Source organism: Agromyces sp. Marseille-Q5079 (assembly GCF_051016555.1).
Lineage (GTDB): Bacteria > Actinomycetota > Actinomycetes > Actinomycetales > Microbacteriaceae > Agromyces.
In genome coordinates, this window is record NZ_JBPEJF010000004.1 from 13,672 (window position 1) to 30,615 (window position 16,944).

The window sequence follows — 16,944 nt, forward strand, 5'->3', positions numbered from 1 at the left end:
TTCAGGCCTCCTGTCGTGCGAGCGGGGTCTTCTCGCCGGCCTCGATGCCGACCGGCAGGCGGTTGCCGGCGGGCGGCAGCGGGCAGGTCGCGTAGTCGGTGTACGCGCACGGCAGGTTGACCGCGCGGTTGAAGTCGAGCAGCACCGTGCCGTCGTCAGTGGGAGCGTCGATCGCGAGGCTGCGGTTGGCGGCGTACGTCGTGAGCCCGCTCGTGGCATCCGTGAACAGCACGAAGAGGCTGCCGGGCTCCTTGCCGTTGAACGCGATGAGGCGGAACGTCTCGCCGCGCAGCACGAACTCGACCTCGCCCGGCGCCTCGTAGACGTGCTGCAGGCCCTCGACCGCGGCGTCGACCGTGACCGCGCGCGGCGCGTCGAACGGCACGAAGCGGCCGTGGGCGAGCCAGCGCGGGTTCGGCAGGTACGTGGGCGTGCCCGAATACGCCACCAGGAACGGGAACGCCGGGTCGCGCGGGCGCACGATGTCGTTGCCGCCGCGGCGCGCGACCTCGATCGCGAGCTCGCCCGAACGGAGCGTGACACCGCCTCGCTCGGGGATCGGTCCGAACTCGTGACGGCCGGCGAGTGCGACGCCGTCGAGCTCGAGCACGTCGCCCTCGTCGAGTTCGACGACCGGTCCGGCATCGCCCGTCGACCAGCGGCCCGGCGCGCCGTCGAGGCGCTGCGGCTCGGCGCCGAGCCAGTGCAGGCCGGTGACGGCGAGGAAGCCGTGCGCGCTCGCACGGGCGGCCTCGTGGGCACGGTGCCACTCCTCCCACTCGCGGGCGAAGGCGGCGCGGTCGAGGGGTGCGGCGGGGGCCGCGGAGGAGGCCGCGGAGGGCGTCGCGGCGGCGGTGTTCGTGGAGGTCAGCGTGTCGGTCATGTGGGAATGCTAGGCAGGTCTCAAGGGGGTTCCGGAGGTCGTGACGGCAGGTTTCGTGCGGGCGTCACGGGGCGTAACGGCGGGGCTCGTGCGACGCTCATCGGACGTGCACGGCGCTGCGATCGAGCGCCGAGATGGCGACCGCGGCGGCCGAGAGCGCGGCGAACACGGCGGCGGCCGTCGCGAAGCCCGCCGCGGGCGTCGCGCCCCCGAGGAACAGCCCGATCCCGACGGCGAGGCACACGGCGCCGGCGAGGCGCTGCGCCAGCGCCAGCACGCCCGCACCTACGCCCGCGGCATCCGCCGGCGCGTGCTCGAGGGTGAGCGTCTGGTTCGACGGGATGGCGAGTCCCGAGAGCACCCCGTGCACCGTTCCGACGCCGACGAGGGCGAGCAGCACGAGCAGCGGAGCACCGGTGGCCACGAGCGTCGCCTCGACGGCCAGCGCGACCGCCCCGGCCGCGAGCACGAACGTGATGCCGCGGCGACCGAACCTGGTCGCGATGCGCCAGCTCTGCATGCTGCCGACCGCCATGCCGAGCGCGCGCGGGGCGAGCAGGAGCGCGGCCGTCAGGGCGGGCATCCCGAGGCCGTCGATGAGGTACAGCGTCGAGACGATTCCGAGCCCGAGCCCCGCGCCGAAGGTGAGCGTCGCGACCCCGGTTCCGAACATGAAGCCGTGCGATCGCAGCAGCGCCGGATCGAGCACGGGCGACCCGCGACGGCGGGCGACCCGGCGCTCCCATGCCGCGAAGGCGAGGCCGGCGATCGCGGCGACCACGAGCCAGAGGGCCCCGCCGGGCACCCCGGCGGTGACCGGCAGCATGAGCGCGAGGATCGCCGCCATGAGGAGGGCGAGGCCCACCAGGTCGAAGCCCTGCCGACGGCCCGATCGCGGAACCGCCGGCAGCACGGCGAGGCCGGCCACGAGCAGCGCGAGGGCGACGGGCACCGAGAGCAGGACCACGAGCCGCCAGCCCAGGCCGGGCGCGGTCGCGGCGAGGATCCAACCGGCGAGGGGTGGGGAGAGGAGTCCCGCGATCGAGGCCGACACCGTGTAGGCGCCGATCGCCTTCGCCCGGGCGGGCCCCGTGAACAGGTCCTGGAAGTAGCCGAGCACCTGCGGGTTCACGAGACCCGCGCCGAGGCCCTGCACGAGTCGCCCGACGATCGCGACGTTCGCGTCGGCCGCCGCCGCGGCGAGGATCCCGCCGACTGCGAAGAGCAGCAGTCCGACGAGGTAGGGCACCCGCCGGCCGAACACGTCGCCGAGGCGCCCGCCCGGCAGCAGGGCCGCCCCGAATGCGAGCGAGTACCCGGCGACGAGCCATTGCACCTGCCCGGCGTCGGCGCCGAGGTCGTCGCGGAGCCCCGGCACGGCGAACGAGAACGCGGCCTGGTCGATGATCGTCACGAAGCCCGTCGACACGCCGAGGGCGAGCACGCGCCCGGAGGTGCGATCCCGGCCGGTCGCGGATGCCGCGGGCCTCACGTGGTGGCGCTCACTCGAACGTGCGCTCGACGTCGACCGGGCCGCCCGCCGCCGCGAAGTCGTCGCGAACCGCGGCCAGCAGGTCGGCGTCGGCCAGGACGTCGGCGACGGTCGCCGCGAGGCCGTACGCGGCATCCGTCACCGCCTCGAGCGATGCAGGGGAGCCCGCGTACTCGGCGAACTCGCGCGTGTGCAGCGCGATCTCGGGCGGTGCGATCGCGATGACCGGATGGATGCCGGGCAGCCGCTGGCTGATGTTGCCGAAGTCGGTCGAGGCGGCCTGGGCGCCGGGCGCGTCCGCGGCGCGCAGCACGCGGCGGCCCCGCTCGGCCTGCGCGAGCGCCCAGCGGGCGGCGAGCGGGCCGTTGTGGCGGATCGGCAGGCTGAACGGCTGCGGATCCCAGGCGATCTCGACGCCGGTGCCGGTCGCGAGCGCGATGCCGTGCGCGATGTCGTCGACGCGCGCCGACAGCTCTCGCAGCGTCGCGGTCTCGTGCGAGCGCACGTAGTACTCGAGCTCGGCGCGCTCGGGCACGACGTTCGGCCTGGCACCGCCGTCGATCACGACGCCGTGGATGCGGTCGCCCGGCGGCAGGTGCTGTCGCAGCAGGCCGACCGCCTGGTAGTTGAGGACCGCGGCGTCGAGCGCGTTGCGGCCCTGGAACGGAGCGGCCGCGGCGTGTGCGGCGACCCCGTGGTAGACGATGCGCACGATGCGGCGGCCGATGAAGACGGGGTCGGCGAGGTCGGCGCCGAACGGGTGGGCCATGACCGCGATGTCGACGTCGTCGAAGGCGCCGGCACGTGCGAGCAGCTCCTTGCCGTTGCCGCCCTCCTCGGCGGGGGTGCCGATGAGCAGCACCCGGCCCGGCACGGCGGAGGCGTCCTGCCGCCGCGCCTCGGCCAGTGCGAGGAACGCGCCGACGGCGGATGCGGCGATGAGGTTGTGTCCGCACGCATGGCCCACGCCCGGCAGGGCGTCGTACTCGGCGAGCACGGCGATGGTCGGGCCGCTCTGCGCTCCGGGAGCGCCGGACGCGTCCGCCGGCAGCTCGGCGACGAGCGCGGTCGGCAGTCCGAACACCCCGAGTTCCGAGCGGATGCCGCGGGCCGCGAGCGTGTCGGCGACGGCTTCAGCGCTCTTCGCCTCTGCGAAGGCTGGTTCGGCGAGCGCGAACAGGTGCGCGGAGAGGGCGCCCAGCGCGGGCGCCACGTCGTCGACCGCCGCGGCGAGGATGGCGCGTACCGAGCGGGACGCCCCGTCGTGCGGCGAGGAGATGGGCGACGCGTCGCCCGCGAGGCGTTCGGCCTCGCGGGCGACGGCGTCCAGGTGCAGGGTGCTCGGCGTCGTGGGCCGGGCACCGATCCGCACGTCGTGCGTCGCGGCCGTCACGCTCCGACCGCGGCGCCCGCGAGCTCGGACCCGGCGCGCTCGGCGACCCGATCCTCGCCCACGGCCGGTGACGCCGCGTGCCAGGCCTCGGCGAGCAGCCGGTACGACGCGACGCGCGCCTCGTGGTCGTGCGTGATCGTCGTGACGAGCAGCTCGTCGGCGCCCGTCGCGCGCTGGAGCGTCTCGAGCTGCGCGACGACGCTCGCGGGCGAGCCGACGAATCGGGTGTCGAGGCGATCCTGCACGGCGTCGAGTGCGGCGCTCGAGAGCTCGGCGTCGGGCGTGGCCTGCTCCGGGCTCGGATAGGGCACGGCGCCCTGACCCTCGCGGATCGAGAGCACCCACTCCGCGTAGCCGCTCGCGAGACGGCGGGCCTCGGCATCCGTCGGCGCGACGACCACGTCGACCGAGACGATCGTGTGCGGTCGCTCGAGCTCGGTCGAGGGGCGGAAGTGCTCGCGGTACTCCGCGACGGCCGCGAGCACGCCGCTCGGGGCGACGTGGTAGTTCGCGCCGAAGCGCAGGCCCAGCCGCCCCGCGAGGCGCGCGCTCTCGCCAGCGCTCGATCCGTGCACCCAGAGCTCGACGGGGTTGCCGGTCGCGGGCTGCGCGTCCACGGTCACGCCGCCGGGCCGGCTGTCGTCGGCGTAGCGCACGGGACCCGCGAAGAAGTCGCGCAGCGCGTCCACGTCGTCGGCGAATCGGCCGGCGTCGCCGACCGTGCGTCCGAGGAGCCTGGCCTGCAGCCCGAATCGGGCACGGTCGAAGCGGAACGGACGCTGCGGCGGCACCACGAGCCCGTCGATCACCTCGTTGGCCGCGGGCGGAGCCGGGTCGGCGTCGGGAGCGGCCGGGGCCGGGTCGGCGTCGGGAGCGGCCGGGGCCGCGGGTGCGCTCTCGCCCGCGGCATCCGCCTTCGCCGGCGGGAGCCCGCTGCGGCCGAGGCCGAGGTCGACCCGGCCCGGCCAGAGCGCCGCGACCGTGCCGAAGGCCTCGGCGACCTGCAGCGGCTCGTAGTTGCCGAGGATCGTCGCCGCGGTGCCCACGCGGATGCGGTCGGTCGAGGCCGCGAGAATGCCGAGGAACGTGTGCGGCGCGGCGCCCGCGACGCCCGGATTCAGGTGGTGCTCGGCGAGCCAGTAGCGTGCGTAGCCGAACGACTCGGCCCGGCGGGCGAGGTCGATCGAGCGGCGCAGGGCCTCGCCGGCGTTCGAGCCCTCGGCGATCGGAACGAGGTCGAGCACCGCGAGCGGCACGCGGCGGTCGGCCTGCGACTCAGCCGACACGACGCACCTCCTCGGCGACGCGGGCGCCGGGCTCGGGCAGCTCGAGGTTCTGCCGCAGCGTCGCGCCCGGCTCGTACTCGGTGCGGTACACGCCCCGGTCCTGCAGTTCGGGCACGACGCGGTCGACGAACGCGTCGAGGCCGTGCGGCGAGGTCGTGCCGACGACGACGAAGCCGTCGGTCGCGCGCTCCTGCACGTAGCGGTCGAGTTCGGCGGCGATGTGCGACGGCGTTCCGATGAACGACTGGCGACCGGCCACCTTGATGACGAGCTCGCGGATCGAGAGCCCCTCGGCCTCGGACTGCGCCCGCCAGGCCCGTGCGATCTGCACGGCGTTCGGGAAGCGCGGCGCCCAGCCCTTCGTGATCGCGCCCGCGACCGTGTCGGCCGGGCCCTCGCCCGGATCGAAGGCGGGCAGCGGACCCTCGGCGTCGTACCCCGAGAGGTCGGTGCCCCAGAGCTGCTCGAGCGCCGTGATCGCATTGCGGGGCGTGACCTGGGCGAGCGAGATCGCGCGGGCGACCTCCTCGGCCTCGGCCTGCGTGTCGCCGATCGCGAACGTGACGGCGGGCAGGATCTTCAGGGAGTCCTCGGTGCGACCCCAGCCGGCGAGTCGGCCCTTGACGTCGGCGTAGAACGTGCGCGCCTCCTCGAAGGCGCTGTGCCGGGAGAAGATCACCTCGGCGTGCTCGGACGCGAAGTCGCGACCGTCGGCCGAATCGCCGGCCTGCACGATCACGGGGTAGCGCTGGGGGCTGGCCGGCGTCGTGAAGCGGCCGCGCACGTCGAACTGGGCACCGCGGTGCGCGAAGGCGCCGGCATCGGCGGCGTCCTCGGCGAGGAACCGCCCCGAGGCCCGGTCGGCCGCGATCGCGTCGGCCGACCAGCTGTCCCAGAGCTCCTTCGCGAGGCTGACGAACTCGTTCGCGCGGTGGTAGCGGTCGGCGTGGTCGAGGTATCCGCCGCGACGGAAGTTCGCCCCGTGGAACGCGTCGGAGCTCGTCACGACGTTCCATCCGGCGCGCCCGTCGGAGAGGTGGTCGAGCGTCGAGAGCTGGCGCGCGAGCTCGTACGGCTCGTTGAAGGTCGCGTTCAGCGTGCCCACGAGGCCGACGTGCTCGGTGACGGCGGCGAGGGCCGCGAGCACGGCGAGCGTGTTCGGCCGGCCGACGACGTCGAGTTCGTGCAGCTGCCCCTTGTGCTCGCGCAGGCGCAGGCCCTCGGCGAGGAACAGGAAGTCGAAGCGGCCGCGCTCGGCCGTGCGGGCGAAGTGCTCGAACGCCGTGAAGTCGACCTGGCTGCGATGCAGCGGGTCGGCCCAGAGCGTCGTGCTGTTCACGCCCGGGAAGTGGGCGGCCAGGTGCACCTGGCGCTTGGTCTCGGCCATCAGGCGGCCTCCTCGTTCGTTCGTGCGGCAGCGGTGGCGGCGGCGATGTATCGGTTCTCGGGCAGCTCGAAGCCGAGCCGCTCGCGCAGGGTGGTGCCCGCGGCATCCGAGCTGCCGAGCTTCGGCAGCACCCAGTCGGCGAGCTGCTCGAGGTCGCGCGGCAGGCGGGCCGGTCGGATGCGCACGCCGTCGTAGCCGAGCGCGGTCCAGGCGTCGATGCGCTCGAGCAGCTGCTCGGGCGTTCCGGCGAAGACGAGGGCGTCGGATGCCACGGGCGATCCGTTCTGCTCGTCGAGCCGTTCCAGGGCGGCGCGCGCGCCGGCCGGCGTCGACTCGAGCACGACGAGCACCTCGGCGAGCACCGAGAGCGGTCGGCCGGTGCGGCCCGTGCGCGCCTCGGCGTCGCGCACCTCGGCGAGGATCGAGGTCGACTGCGCGTCGTCGTGCGGGGTGACGAACACGAGGTCGGCGCTCGTGGCGGCGAGCTCGTAGGGGATGGTCTGGTGGGCGAGCACCGCGACGAGCGGCTGGCCCTGCGGCGAGCGCGGCACGATCGAGGCCCCCTTCACCGAGAAGTGCTCGCCCTCGAACTCGGCGCCGTGGATCTTCTCGCGATCGATGAAGCGACCCGTCGCGGCATCCTGGATGATCGCGTCGTCCTCCCAGCTGTCCCAGAGGCGCCGGACGACCTCGACGACCTCGCGCGCCTCGTCGAACCCCGCACGGATCTGCTCGGAGTCGCCGGCGAGCAGCGCCTCCACGTCGACGGTCGGCACGGTGCGACGGCCGAAGTGGGCGGCCTCGTACGGCGACCCGGAGAGCTGCGGGCGCCAGCCGGCCCGGCCGCGGCTCGCGAAGTCGAGCGTCTGCAGCCCGGTCGCGACGTGGAACGGCTCGGTGTGCGTCGTCGTCACGGTCGGCACGAGGCCGATGCGGCTCGTCACCGGGGCGACGAACGAGGCGATGAGCAGGGCGTCGAGGCGTCCGCGCACCTGGTCGGTGCGGTCGTCGGCCGACCAGAGCGTCGAGGTCTGCAGTCCGAGCGCATCCTCGATGGTGACGAGGTCGACGTCGGCGCGCTCGGCGGTCTGCACGAGGTCGCGCCAGTAACGGCGGCTGAACAGCTCGGCCGGTCGGGCCGACGGGTCGCGCCAGGCGGCGGGGTGCCATCCGGCCCCGTCGAGGGCGACGGCGATGGTGGTCGTTCGTGTCATGTCGACCACGATCGGGGCGGCGGACGGGGCTCGCAAGGTCGGCCGTCACGGATGCGAACTCTTCGCAACACGCCTTCACCTGAGGACTTGCGACGTCGTCTCGCGCAGGTCACACGTCGTCGCAATCGCAACACGCGTTCACTCATGGTCACGCGGCGTGACGCGGTTTGCCCGTGGCATCCGATGGCGGGGACAGTGTGGCCGAGTCGCCGACGCGAATGTCCGAGACCACAGGGGAGATGCATGACTTCGATCACCGATACCGACCGCGCCGCACGGGCGGAGGTCGGGCCGGCCGTGCTGCAGGGTGCGCAGGCGGATGAGCAGCCGGGGCTGTCCAGCCTCGCGTTCCTGACGCCGGGCAACTACGACGACGACCGCCCGGGCGTCGGCCTCGAGGAGACGCTGCTGCTGTTCGAGGCAGGGGAGCGCCTGGGCTTCGACGGCGCCTGGGTGCGCCAGCGGCACCTCGAGCACGGGGTCTCGTCGGCGGCGGTGTTCCTCGCGGCGGCCTCGCAGCGCACCTCGCGCATCGCCCTCGGCACCGGCGTGATCCCGATCGGGTACGAGAGCCCGTTCCGCCTCGCGGAGGACCTCTCGACCGCCGACGTGCTGTCGGGCGGCCGCCTGCAGGTCGGGCTGAGCGCCGGACGGCCGCCGCACGTCGAGCTCATCGGCGATCGCGTGTTCGACGGCGACTGGAGCGACCAGGACTTCTCGCACGCCCGCATCGAGCGACTGCTCGGCAACCTCTCTGGCGACTTCGTCGGCGACGCCGACACGCGCATCCACTCGCCCGGCAACGTGCAGCGGCCGCGCCTGCAGCCCTACAGCCCCGGCCTGCGCGACCGCGTCTGGTACGGCGGCGGATCGCTCCGTTCGGCGGAGTGGGCGGGCGCGCAGGGCCTCGGCCTGCTCACGGGCAACATCGTGTCGGGCGAGACGAGCGACGACTTCGCGACCGCCCAGGTCGCCGTGCTCGAGCGGTACCGCCGCGCGTTCCGAGGTGCGGGTGCGCCCAGGATCGCGCTCGGCCGCGTCGTCGTGCCGACCGACGGCGCGGACCGGAGCACGAGGGCCAGGTACGAGGAGTACCGGGCGAGCCGGGTCGAGCGCACGCTCGCGCCGCACGGCGAGCGTCGTACGCTGTTCGCGCGCGACCTGGTCGGAAGCTCCGACGAGATCGTCGAGCAGCTCCTCGCGGACCCGGCCGTCGCGCGGGTCACCGACCTGCGCCTGGAACTGCCGTACGAGTTCTCGGGTGACGACTACGTGCAGATCCTGCACGACGTCGCGACGCGCGTGGCCCCGGCCCTCGGGTGGGCACCCGATCGGGGTGCGGCCTGATGGCGAGGTACCTCGGCGGCCGGCTGCTGCAGGCCGTCGGCGTGCTCTGGGCCGCGTACACGGTCGCGTTCCTCGTGCTGTACGTGCTGCCCGGCGACCCGGTCTCGCTGCTCGCCGGCGTCGATGCGAACGACATCACCCCGGCGCAGCTCGACGCGCTGCGTTCCCGCTTCGGCCTGGACCGGCCGCTCATCGTGCAGTACCTCGACCACCTGGTCGCCGTGCTCCACGGCGACCTCGGCCGGTCGATCGTGACCGGGCTGCCCGTCAGCCGCGTGCTCGCCGAGGCGATCCCGCCGACCCTCGCGATCGCGGGCGCCGGCCTCGTGCTCGCGATCATCTTCGGCGCAGGCCTCGCGATCGCCGCCAACTTCACGCGTCGTCGTTGGCTCGCCAACGTGCTGCTCGGGATGCCGCCGCTCGGCGTCGCCATCCCGTCGTTCTGGTTCGGGCTGCTGCTGATCCAGTGGTTCTCGTTCGGGCTGCCGATCTTCCCGGCCGTCGGGGACGCCGGGTTCGCCTCGATCGTGCTGCCGGCGATCACCCTGGCCGTGCCGACGGGGGCGATGATCGCGCAACTGCTCTCGAACAGCGTCGGGGCGACCCTCACCGAGCCGTACATCGACACCGCACGCGCGAAGGGGGCCGACCGTGCCCGGGTGCACCTCGGCCACGCGCTGAAGAACGCGGCCCTGCCCGCGCTCACGATCACAGGCCTCATCGTGGGCGGCCTGCTCTCGGGCACCGTCGTGACCGAGACGGTCTTCTCGCGACCCGGACTCGGCCGCGTCACGGCGAGCGCCGTCGCGCAGCAGGACGTGCCCGTGGTGCTGGGCGTGGTCCTCTTCGCGGCCGCCGCGTTCGTCGTGTCCAACCTCGTGGTCGACCTCGTGTACCCGCTGCTCGACCCTCGCATCCTCGGCCCCGGAAGCGGCCGGCGCGCCCGCACGCGCCCGCAGCCGTCGGAGCCTCTCGAAGAACGGGTGACCGCATGACCGAGACCACCGTCCTCGCGCCCGAGCCGCGCGAGCAGTCCGAGGACGTCTTCGCCGCCACGGCGGACGCCCGCTTCGGCGACGCCGTGCGCGCCAGGTCGGCGGATGCCGCGCTCGCGGCCGCCGGTCGCGCCCGCTGGGTCCTGGCCCGGCCGACGCTCGTGCTGGCGATCGCCTGGTCGGCGCTCGTCGTGCTGGCCGCGGTGGCGCCGTCGCTCCTCCCCCCTGGCGACCCGCTCGTGGGCGTGCCGGCCGAGCGGCTGCAGGCGCCCTCGCCCGCGCACTGGTTCGGCACCGACCAGCTCGGTCGCGACCTCTACACGCGCGTCGTGCACGGCACCGCGCTCTCGCTGCAGGGCGCGGTGATCGCGGTCGTGGTGGGGCTCGTCGTGGGCTCGCTCCTCGGGCTCATCGCCGGCTTCGTCGGGCGGTGGGTCGACGCGGGCGTCATGCGCTTCGCCGACGTCCTGCTCGCCATCCCGTCGCTGCTCCTCTCGCTCGCGATCATCACCGCGCTCGGGTTCGGCACCGTCAACGTGGCCGTCGCGGTCGGCGTCGCGAGCATCGCCTCGGTCTCCCGCGTGATGCGCTCCGAGGTGCTGCGCGTGCGCACCTCGGTCTACGTCGACGCCGCTCGAGCCTCGGGCGACGGATGGTCCCGCGTGCTGTTCCGGCACGTGCTGCCGAACTCCGCGGGCCCCGTGCTCGTGCTCGCGACCCTCGAGTTCGCGGCCGCGATCCTCGCGGTCTCCTCGCTCAGCTTCCTCGGGTACGGCGCGCCGCCCCCGGCTCCGGAGTGGGGCGCCCTCGTCGCCGGCGGCCGGGACTTCCTCCGCGTCGCGTGGTGGCTGACGACCATGCCGGGCCTCGTGATCGCGGCCACCGTGCTCGCGGCGAACCGCATCTCCCGAGCACTCGACATCGAACGGAGACGAGCCAGATGAGCCTCACGACCGAAGCCCGGACCGCGCCGCACCGCAACGCCGACGACGCGGTCCCGCCCCTCCTCGAGGTCGACGGGCTCGCGATCCGCTACCGCGTCGCCGGCGGGGTCATCGACGGCGTCCGGGCGGCCTCGCTCGTGGTCGGTGCCGGGGAGACCGTGGCCATCGTCGGCGAGTCCGGCTCGGGCAAGTCGACCACGGCGCATGCGATCCTGCGACTGCTGCCGTCGTCGGCCTCGATCGCCGGCGGGTCGGTGCGCTTCCGCGGCCGAGACCTCGCGCGGGTCTCCGAGGCCGAGCTGCGCGGTATCCGCGGTCGTGAGATCGCCTTCGTTCCGCAGGATCCGACCGTCAGCCTGAACCCGGTGCAGCGCATCGGCACGCAGGTCGCGGAGGTGCTCCGCATCCACGGGCTCGCGGATCGCCGCAACGCCCGAGCCCGCGCGGTCGCCGCGCTCGCGGAGGCCGGCCTGCCCGACCCCGAGGTGCGCGCCGAGCAGTATCCGCACGAGCTCTCGGGCGGCATGCGCCAGCGCGTGCTCATCGCGATGGCGATCATCGCCCGCCCGGCGCTCATCATCGCCGACGAGCCGACGAGCGCGCTCGACGTCACCGTGCAGCGGCAGATCCTCGACCGCATCGACCTGCTGAAGCGCGAGACCGGCACGAGCGTGCTGCTCATCACGCACGATCTCGGCGTCGCGGCCGATCGCGCCGATCGCATCGTCGTGATGTCCCAGGGCGAGGTCGTCGAGACGGGCACGCCGGCCGAGGTGCTCGGCGCGCCGCAGCATCCGTACACGCGGGCGCTCATCGCCGCCGCCCCGAGCCTCGACGACCCGCGGGCGGTCTCGCAGGCCGTCTCGCAGACCGGTCGAGCGGATGTCGCCGGCGACGCCGAGGCGACGCCCGTCCTCCGACTCGTCGACCTCGTGAAGGAGTTCGCGGTTCCGCGCGCCGCAGGCGGGGGAGTCGCCCGCGCCGTCGACGGGGTGAGCCTCGAGCTCGCACGAGGGCGGACCCTCGCCGTCGTGGGCGAATCGGGGTCGGGCAAGTCGACGACCGCGCGACTCGCGCTGCGCCTGACCGATCCGACCGCCGGCCGCATCGAGTTCGGGGGCGTGGACATCACGGGACTCCGCGGACGGGAGCTCCGCGAGTTCCGCCGGAACGCGCAGCTCGTGCACCAGAACCCCTACGCGTCCCTGAACCCGCGGCTCACCGTGGGCGAGATCATCGCCGACCCGCTCGAGGCGTTCCGCATCGGCACGCGCGCGTCGCGGAGCGCCCGAGTCGCGGAGCTCCTCGACGTGGTCGCGCTGCCCCGCACGGCGGCCGGACGCAAGGCGGCCGAGCTCTCGGGCGGGCAGCGCCAGCGCGTCGCGATCGCGCGCGCCCTCGCGATCTCGCCGGACCTGCTCGTGCTCGACGAACCGGTCTCCGCGCTGGACGTGTCCATCCAGGACCAGATCCTCACCCTGCTCGTGGACATCCAGCGCGAACTCGGCCCGAGCTACCTGTTCATCTCGCACGACCTCGCCGTGGTGCGACGCATCGCCCACGACGTGGCCGTCATGCGCGAGGGCCGCGTGATCGAGCAGGGCGGCATCGATGCGGTGTTCACCGCACCGCGCGAGGCCTACACGCGCGCCCTGCTCGACGCGATCCCCGGTCGGGGGGTCGCCGCCTCGCACTGACGAGCGAGCCGTCCGCGCGGCATCCGCGACCCCGACCGAGCCACCGAACCACCGAACCGAACCGACCGACCGACCGAACCACCGAACCACCGACCGACCGAATCGAACCACGGAGCACACACATGTCCAGAACACCCCGCAGCACCGCCCTGGCGGCCCTGATCGCAGCCTCGAGCCTCGCGCTCGTCGGCTGCGCGGGCGCGACCGGCGCAGCCGCACCGTCCGAGACCGAGATCGCCGAGGGCGGCGACCTCGTCTTCGCGATCGGCAACGACCCGATCTCGCTGAACCCCTCGGGCACCGGCTCGGGCAACGACACCCTCTACGTCACCCGCCAGCTCGTCGACTCCCTCCTCTACCAGGACCCCGCGAACGGCCGGCTCGAACCGTGGCTCGCGACCGAGTGGTCGAGCAATGCGGATGCCACGGTGTTCTCGTTCGAGCTGCGCGACGACGTGACCTTCTCCGACGGGACCCCGTTCACCTCGGCCGAGGTCAAGGCGACGTTCGACGACATCGTCGCCGCCGGCGCCGAGAGCTCGGCGATCACCGCCCTCGTCGGCTACGACGAGACCGTCGCCGTCGACGACGACACGGTCGAGGTGCACTTCAGCACGCCCAACGCGGCGTTCCCGAGCTCCGCGGCGACCGTCGGGCTCGGCATCGTCGGGGCCGCGACCCTCGACACCCCGTACGCGGAGCGCGCCGACGGCGCCGCGGTCATCGGCACCGGGCCGTTCACGCTCGCCGAGTACACGAAGGACGTCCAGACCGTGCTCGAGCGCCGGGACGACTACGCGTGGGCGCCGTCGCAGCTCGGCAACGACGGAGCAGCCCACCTCGACTCGGTGACCTTCCAGGTCGTGCCCGAGGCGGGCGTGCGCACCGGCAGCCTGACGTCCGGGCAGGTCGACGCCATCGGCGGGGTGCAGCCGATCGACGTCGAGACGATCGAGGCGAGCGGGCTCGGGATCGTGTCCCGCGCGAACCCCGGCGCGACCTTCGGCGTGTACTTCAACGAGGCGCGTCCGATCGTCGGCGACCTCGACGTGCGCGAGGCGATCGCCCACGCCATCGACCCCAAGGAGGTGCGCGACACGGCCCTGAACGACCTCTTCGCGGTCGCGACCGGTCCGCTCGCCGCGACCACGCCCGGGTACGTCGACCTGTCGGGTTCGATCGGGTTCGACCCCGAGGCATCCGCGACGCTCCTCGACGACGCCGGCTGGAAGGAGGGTGCCGACGGCATCCGTGCGAAGGACGGCACCCGACTCTCGCTGCGCCTCGCGTGGATCACGAACTTCGGCCCGAACCAGACGTCCCTCGAGCTGATCCAGCAGCAGCTGAAGGCGGTCGGCATCGAGGTCGAGCTCGTCGGCGGTTCGGTGCCCGAGTTCCTGAAGCTGCAGGAGAGCGGCGACTTCGACCTCTCCTGGCAGAACCTCTCACGTGCCGACGGCGACGTGCTGCGGGTGACGTACTCGAGCACGGCGACCGATCGCCTGCACCTGGACGACCCCGAACTCGAGGCCCTGCTGCAGGAGCAGCTGACGCTGCCCGACGTCGATGCCCGCGATGCCGTACTGGCCGACGCGCAGGAGCGGATCCTCTCGCAGTTCCACGAGGTCCCGGTGCACGAGCTGACGTCGATCCTCGGCACGGGGACCGGGGTGCATGACGTGACGCTCGGCGCCGACTCGCGACTGGACTCGCTCGTCGCCGCGTGGAAGGCCGCCGAGTAGTCGCAGGGGCTCCAGCGCGTCCCGGGCGACGCCCGGCCGAACGCCCGATCCCGCGGAGGATTCCGCCGGGGTCGGGCGTTCCGTGCGCCCGCGACCTTGCCGAGGGAGCCGTCATGCGACGACGCATGCGCTCGCAGCACGCCCTCCTCGTGACCTTGCACGACCCTCTGTGAAGGCCTGTTGCACTCGTTTACCGCGCGCGTCGGGCCGGGTTCCCGACCGAAAAGATCGGGATTAGCGTCGCAGCATGCCTACCGTCACCATCGTCGCCGTTTCCGGAAGCCTGCACGCGCCCTCGAAGACCACGGTCCTCGCCAAGGAGATCCTCGAGGGCTTCGCCGCCGCGCTCCAGCCGACCCCGGGGAGTGAGATCGAGGTTGAGACCCACCTCATCGAGCTCTCCGAGATCGGCCCCGAGTTCGGCGGCGTGCTGAACCGGAGCGCACTTCCGCCGACCGCCGAGGCGGCGCTTCGCCAGATCGAGTCGGCGACGCTGCTCATCGTCGCGAGCCCCGTCTACCGGGCCTCGTTCACCGGCCTGTTCAAGCACGTCTTCGACTTCGTCGGGCAGTACGCCCTGATCGACAAGCCCGTGCTCCTCGCCGCGACCGGCGGCAGCGACCGGCACTCGCTCATCCTCGAGCACCAGTTCCGACCGCTGTTCTCGTTCTTCCAGGCGCTGACCCTGCCGATCGGCGTGTACGCCAGCGACACCGACTTCCTGGACTACCGGGTCGATTCGCCCGAGCTGCGCTCGCGCATCGACCAGGCGATCTCCCGCGGCGTGCCCGTGGTCCGCAGCTCGGTGCTGCCGGTCTCGGAGTACGTCGGCACCTGGTGACGGATGCCGCGGCGCGGGCCCGATCGGGGCGCGCGCCGCGAAGTAGGGTGGACGCGGCAGCGCATCGCGGTGCCGCGCTCCCGTAGCCCAATCGGCAGAGGCAGGCGACTTAAACTCGCCTCAGTCTGGGTTCGAATCCCAGCGGGAGCACCGCTCCACGACAGGCCGCGTTTCGGTCGGCGGAAATTCCCCGCATTCCGGATGCCGCGCGCTATGGTTCGGGTGAGCACCGGCGTTGGATCGGGGCCATCGGAGTGAAAGGCATGTCATGAACATCTGGGAATTCTTCGTGTGGCTCTTCTGGGTCTATGTCCTGTTCGCGTGCATCTGGATCTTCATCTCGGTGTTCATCGACATCTTCCGCGACCACACGCTGAGCGGGTGGGGCAAGGCCCTGTGGGTGATCTTCCTCGTCTTCCTGCCGTTCCTCGCCGCGTTCATCTACCTGATCGCCCGCGGACGCGGCATGGGGGAGCGCAACGCCGCGAAGATCCAGCAGGCGCAGGCCGAGAGCGCGGACTACATCCGCACCGTCGCCGCGGCGCCGGTCTCGCCCACGGCTGAGATCGAGAAGGCCAAGGGCCTGCTCGACTCGGGCGCGATCACGCAGGCCGAGTACGACGCGCTGAAGGCCAAGGCCCTCCAGTAAGACGATCGCGCCGAGCTCGCACGACGAGCGCGTCGGCACGGCGCACGGAACGAGCGCCCCTCCTCATCGAGGAGGGGCGCTCGTTTCACGTCAGCCGGTCGAGTCGGCGCAGGATGAGGCCCTCCCGGAGCGCCCACGGCGAGACCTCGAGCTCCGGCACGTCGAACGCGCGCATCGCCTCCGAGAGCACGACGGCGCCGGCGACGATCTGGAACGTGCGATCGGCCGTGATGCCGGGAAGGGCCGGCCGTGCGTCGGCGGGGATGCGCGCGAGTCGCGGGATCCAGTCGTCCAACCCCTTGCGACGCAGGATGCTGCGCTCGCCGGAGCCGACGCCCTCCTCGGTCCACCCCGCGAGGCGGGCGAGCGAGCGGATCGTCTTGGACGACCCGACGACGTGGTCGGGGGAGGGCAGGTGGCCGAACTCGTCGACCGCCGCCTTCAGCACCTCGGCCGCGTGCTCGCGCAGGCGCTGCACGTCCGCGGGCGCGGGCGGGTCGTCGGGGAGGAACGCGATGGTCGATCGTCCGGCGCCGAGGGGGAGCGAGCGCGCGACATCCGGGATCTCGTCGATGCCGTTCGCGATCTCGAGCGAGCCGCCGCCGATGTCGAAGAGCAGGATCCGGTCTGCCGACCAGCCGTACCAGCGCCGCACCGCGAGGAACGTGAGCCTGGCCTCGTCGTCGCCGGAGAGCACCTGCAGCTCGACGCCGGTCTCGTCGGCGATGCGGGCGAGCACGTCCTCGCCGTTGGCGGCCTCCCGGATCGCGGAGGTCGCGAACGCGAGCATCTCGTCGATGCCGGCCTCGCGAGCGACGGCAGCGGCGTCGGTGACGGCCGCGAGGATCGCCGCGACGCCGTCGGCGCCGATCGAGCCGTCGGGCTCGAGGTAGCGCATGAGTCGCAGCACGGACTTGTGCGAGGCGGCCGGGATCGGGCGCGCGCCGGGGTGCGCGTCGACCACGATGAGGTGCACGGTGTTGGAACCGACGTCGAGGACTCCGAGGCGCATGGTGCGAGCGTAACGCGCTCGGGGTGTGCTCGAAGCCCCGCTCTGGTGCATACTGTTGCAAC

The 16,944-nt window shown here is 73.2% G+C and carries 14 protein-coding genes and 1 tRNA gene; 8 read left to right on the forward strand and 7 right to left on the reverse strand.

Annotated elements, in window-relative coordinates; translation table 11 throughout:
• Window position 1: 1 nt before the first annotated feature.
• The 6 genes from ACR3IO_RS10690 to ACR3IO_RS10715 form a co-directional block, all read right to left on the reverse strand.
• Window positions 2–883, reverse strand: a complete 882-nt coding sequence (locus ACR3IO_RS10690) for a DUF1684 domain-containing protein (RefSeq protein ID WP_434071194.1) — start codon at window positions 881–883, stop codon at window positions 2–4.
• A gap of 97 nt (window positions 884–980) precedes the next feature.
• Window positions 981–2,375 carry an MFS transporter gene (locus ACR3IO_RS10695; RefSeq protein ID WP_434071195.1) on the reverse strand — a complete coding sequence of 465 codons (1,395 nt, stop codon included), beginning with the start codon at window positions 2,373–2,375 and terminating at the stop codon, window positions 981–983.
• A gap of 10 nt (window positions 2,376–2,385) precedes the next feature.
• The gene (locus ACR3IO_RS10700) at window positions 2,386–3,768 is read right to left on the reverse strand and encodes an amidohydrolase (protein ID WP_434071196.1); all 1,383 of its coding nucleotides are present in this window, start codon (window positions 3,766–3,768) and stop codon (window positions 2,386–2,388) included.
• Window positions 3,765–5,054, reverse strand: coding sequence for an LLM class flavin-dependent oxidoreductase (locus tag ACR3IO_RS10705; RefSeq protein ID WP_434071197.1), 1,290 nt, complete (start codon window positions 5,052–5,054; stop codon window positions 3,765–3,767). The genes ACR3IO_RS10700 and ACR3IO_RS10705 overlap by 4 nt, the downstream gene beginning before the upstream one ends.
• Window positions 5,044–6,441 (reverse strand): NtaA/DmoA family FMN-dependent monooxygenase, encoded by a 1,398-nt coding sequence (locus ACR3IO_RS10710; RefSeq protein WP_434071198.1) that lies wholly within the window; start codon window positions 6,439–6,441, stop codon window positions 5,044–5,046. Before ACR3IO_RS10710 ends, ACR3IO_RS10705 begins: the two co-directional genes overlap by 11 nt.
• Window positions 6,441–7,655, reverse strand: coding sequence for an LLM class flavin-dependent oxidoreductase (locus ACR3IO_RS10715; RefSeq protein ID WP_434071199.1), 1,215 nt, complete (start codon window positions 7,653–7,655; stop codon window positions 6,441–6,443). The genes ACR3IO_RS10710 and ACR3IO_RS10715 overlap by 1 nt, the downstream gene beginning before the upstream one ends.
• A 243-nt stretch (window positions 7,656–7,898) precedes the next feature.
• Here ACR3IO_RS10715 and ACR3IO_RS10720 point away from each other — a divergent pair, with 243 nt between their 5' ends.
• The 8 genes from ACR3IO_RS10720 to ACR3IO_RS10755 all read left to right on the forward strand — a co-directional run bounded on the left by ACR3IO_RS10720 (window position 7,899) and on the right by ACR3IO_RS10755 (window position 15,870).
• Complete coding sequence (locus ACR3IO_RS10720; RefSeq protein ID WP_434071200.1) at window positions 7,899–9,002, forward strand: LLM class flavin-dependent oxidoreductase; 1,104 nt, start codon at window positions 7,899–7,901, stop codon at window positions 9,000–9,002.
• On the forward strand, window positions 9,002–9,997 hold the full coding sequence (locus tag ACR3IO_RS10725) for an ABC transporter permease (RefSeq protein ID WP_434071201.1): 996 nt from the start codon (window positions 9,002–9,004) through the stop codon (window positions 9,995–9,997). The genes ACR3IO_RS10720 and ACR3IO_RS10725 overlap by 1 nt, the downstream gene beginning before the upstream one ends.
• Window positions 9,994–10,941 carry an ABC transporter permease gene (locus tag ACR3IO_RS10730; protein WP_434071202.1) on the forward strand — a complete coding sequence of 316 codons (948 nt, stop codon included), beginning with the start codon at window positions 9,994–9,996 and terminating at the stop codon, window positions 10,939–10,941. Before ACR3IO_RS10725 ends, ACR3IO_RS10730 begins: the two co-directional genes overlap by 4 nt.
• Complete coding sequence (locus ACR3IO_RS10735; protein ID WP_434071203.1) at window positions 10,938–12,638, forward strand: dipeptide ABC transporter ATP-binding protein; 1,701 nt, start codon at window positions 10,938–10,940, stop codon at window positions 12,636–12,638. Before ACR3IO_RS10730 ends, ACR3IO_RS10735 begins: the two co-directional genes overlap by 4 nt.
• 122 nt (window positions 12,639–12,760) lie before the next feature.
• Window positions 12,761–14,380, forward strand: a complete 1,620-nt coding sequence (locus ACR3IO_RS10740) for an ABC transporter substrate-binding protein (RefSeq protein WP_434071204.1) — start codon at window positions 12,761–12,763, stop codon at window positions 14,378–14,380.
• Between the two features lie 247 nt (window positions 14,381–14,627).
• Window positions 14,628–15,221 (forward strand): FMN reductase, encoded by a 594-nt coding sequence (gene msuE / locus ACR3IO_RS10745; RefSeq protein ID WP_434071205.1) that lies wholly within the window; start codon window positions 14,628–14,630, stop codon window positions 15,219–15,221.
• A gap of 76 nt (window positions 15,222–15,297) precedes the next feature.
• Window positions 15,298–15,371, forward strand: a tRNA-Leu gene (locus ACR3IO_RS10750).
• Window positions 15,372–15,489: 118 nt separating this feature from the next.
• On the forward strand, window positions 15,490–15,870 hold the full coding sequence (locus ACR3IO_RS10755; RefSeq protein WP_434071206.1) for an SHOCT domain-containing protein: 381 nt from the start codon (window positions 15,490–15,492) through the stop codon (window positions 15,868–15,870).
• Between the two features lie 85 nt (window positions 15,871–15,955).
• Here ACR3IO_RS10755 and ACR3IO_RS10760 read toward each other — a convergent pair whose 3' ends face one another.
• A complete protein-coding gene (locus ACR3IO_RS10760) occupies window positions 15,956–16,882 on the reverse strand; it encodes a Ppx/GppA phosphatase family protein (protein ID WP_434071207.1) in 927 nt (308 codons plus the stop codon).
• Between the last annotated feature and the right edge of the window lie 62 nt (window positions 16,883–16,944).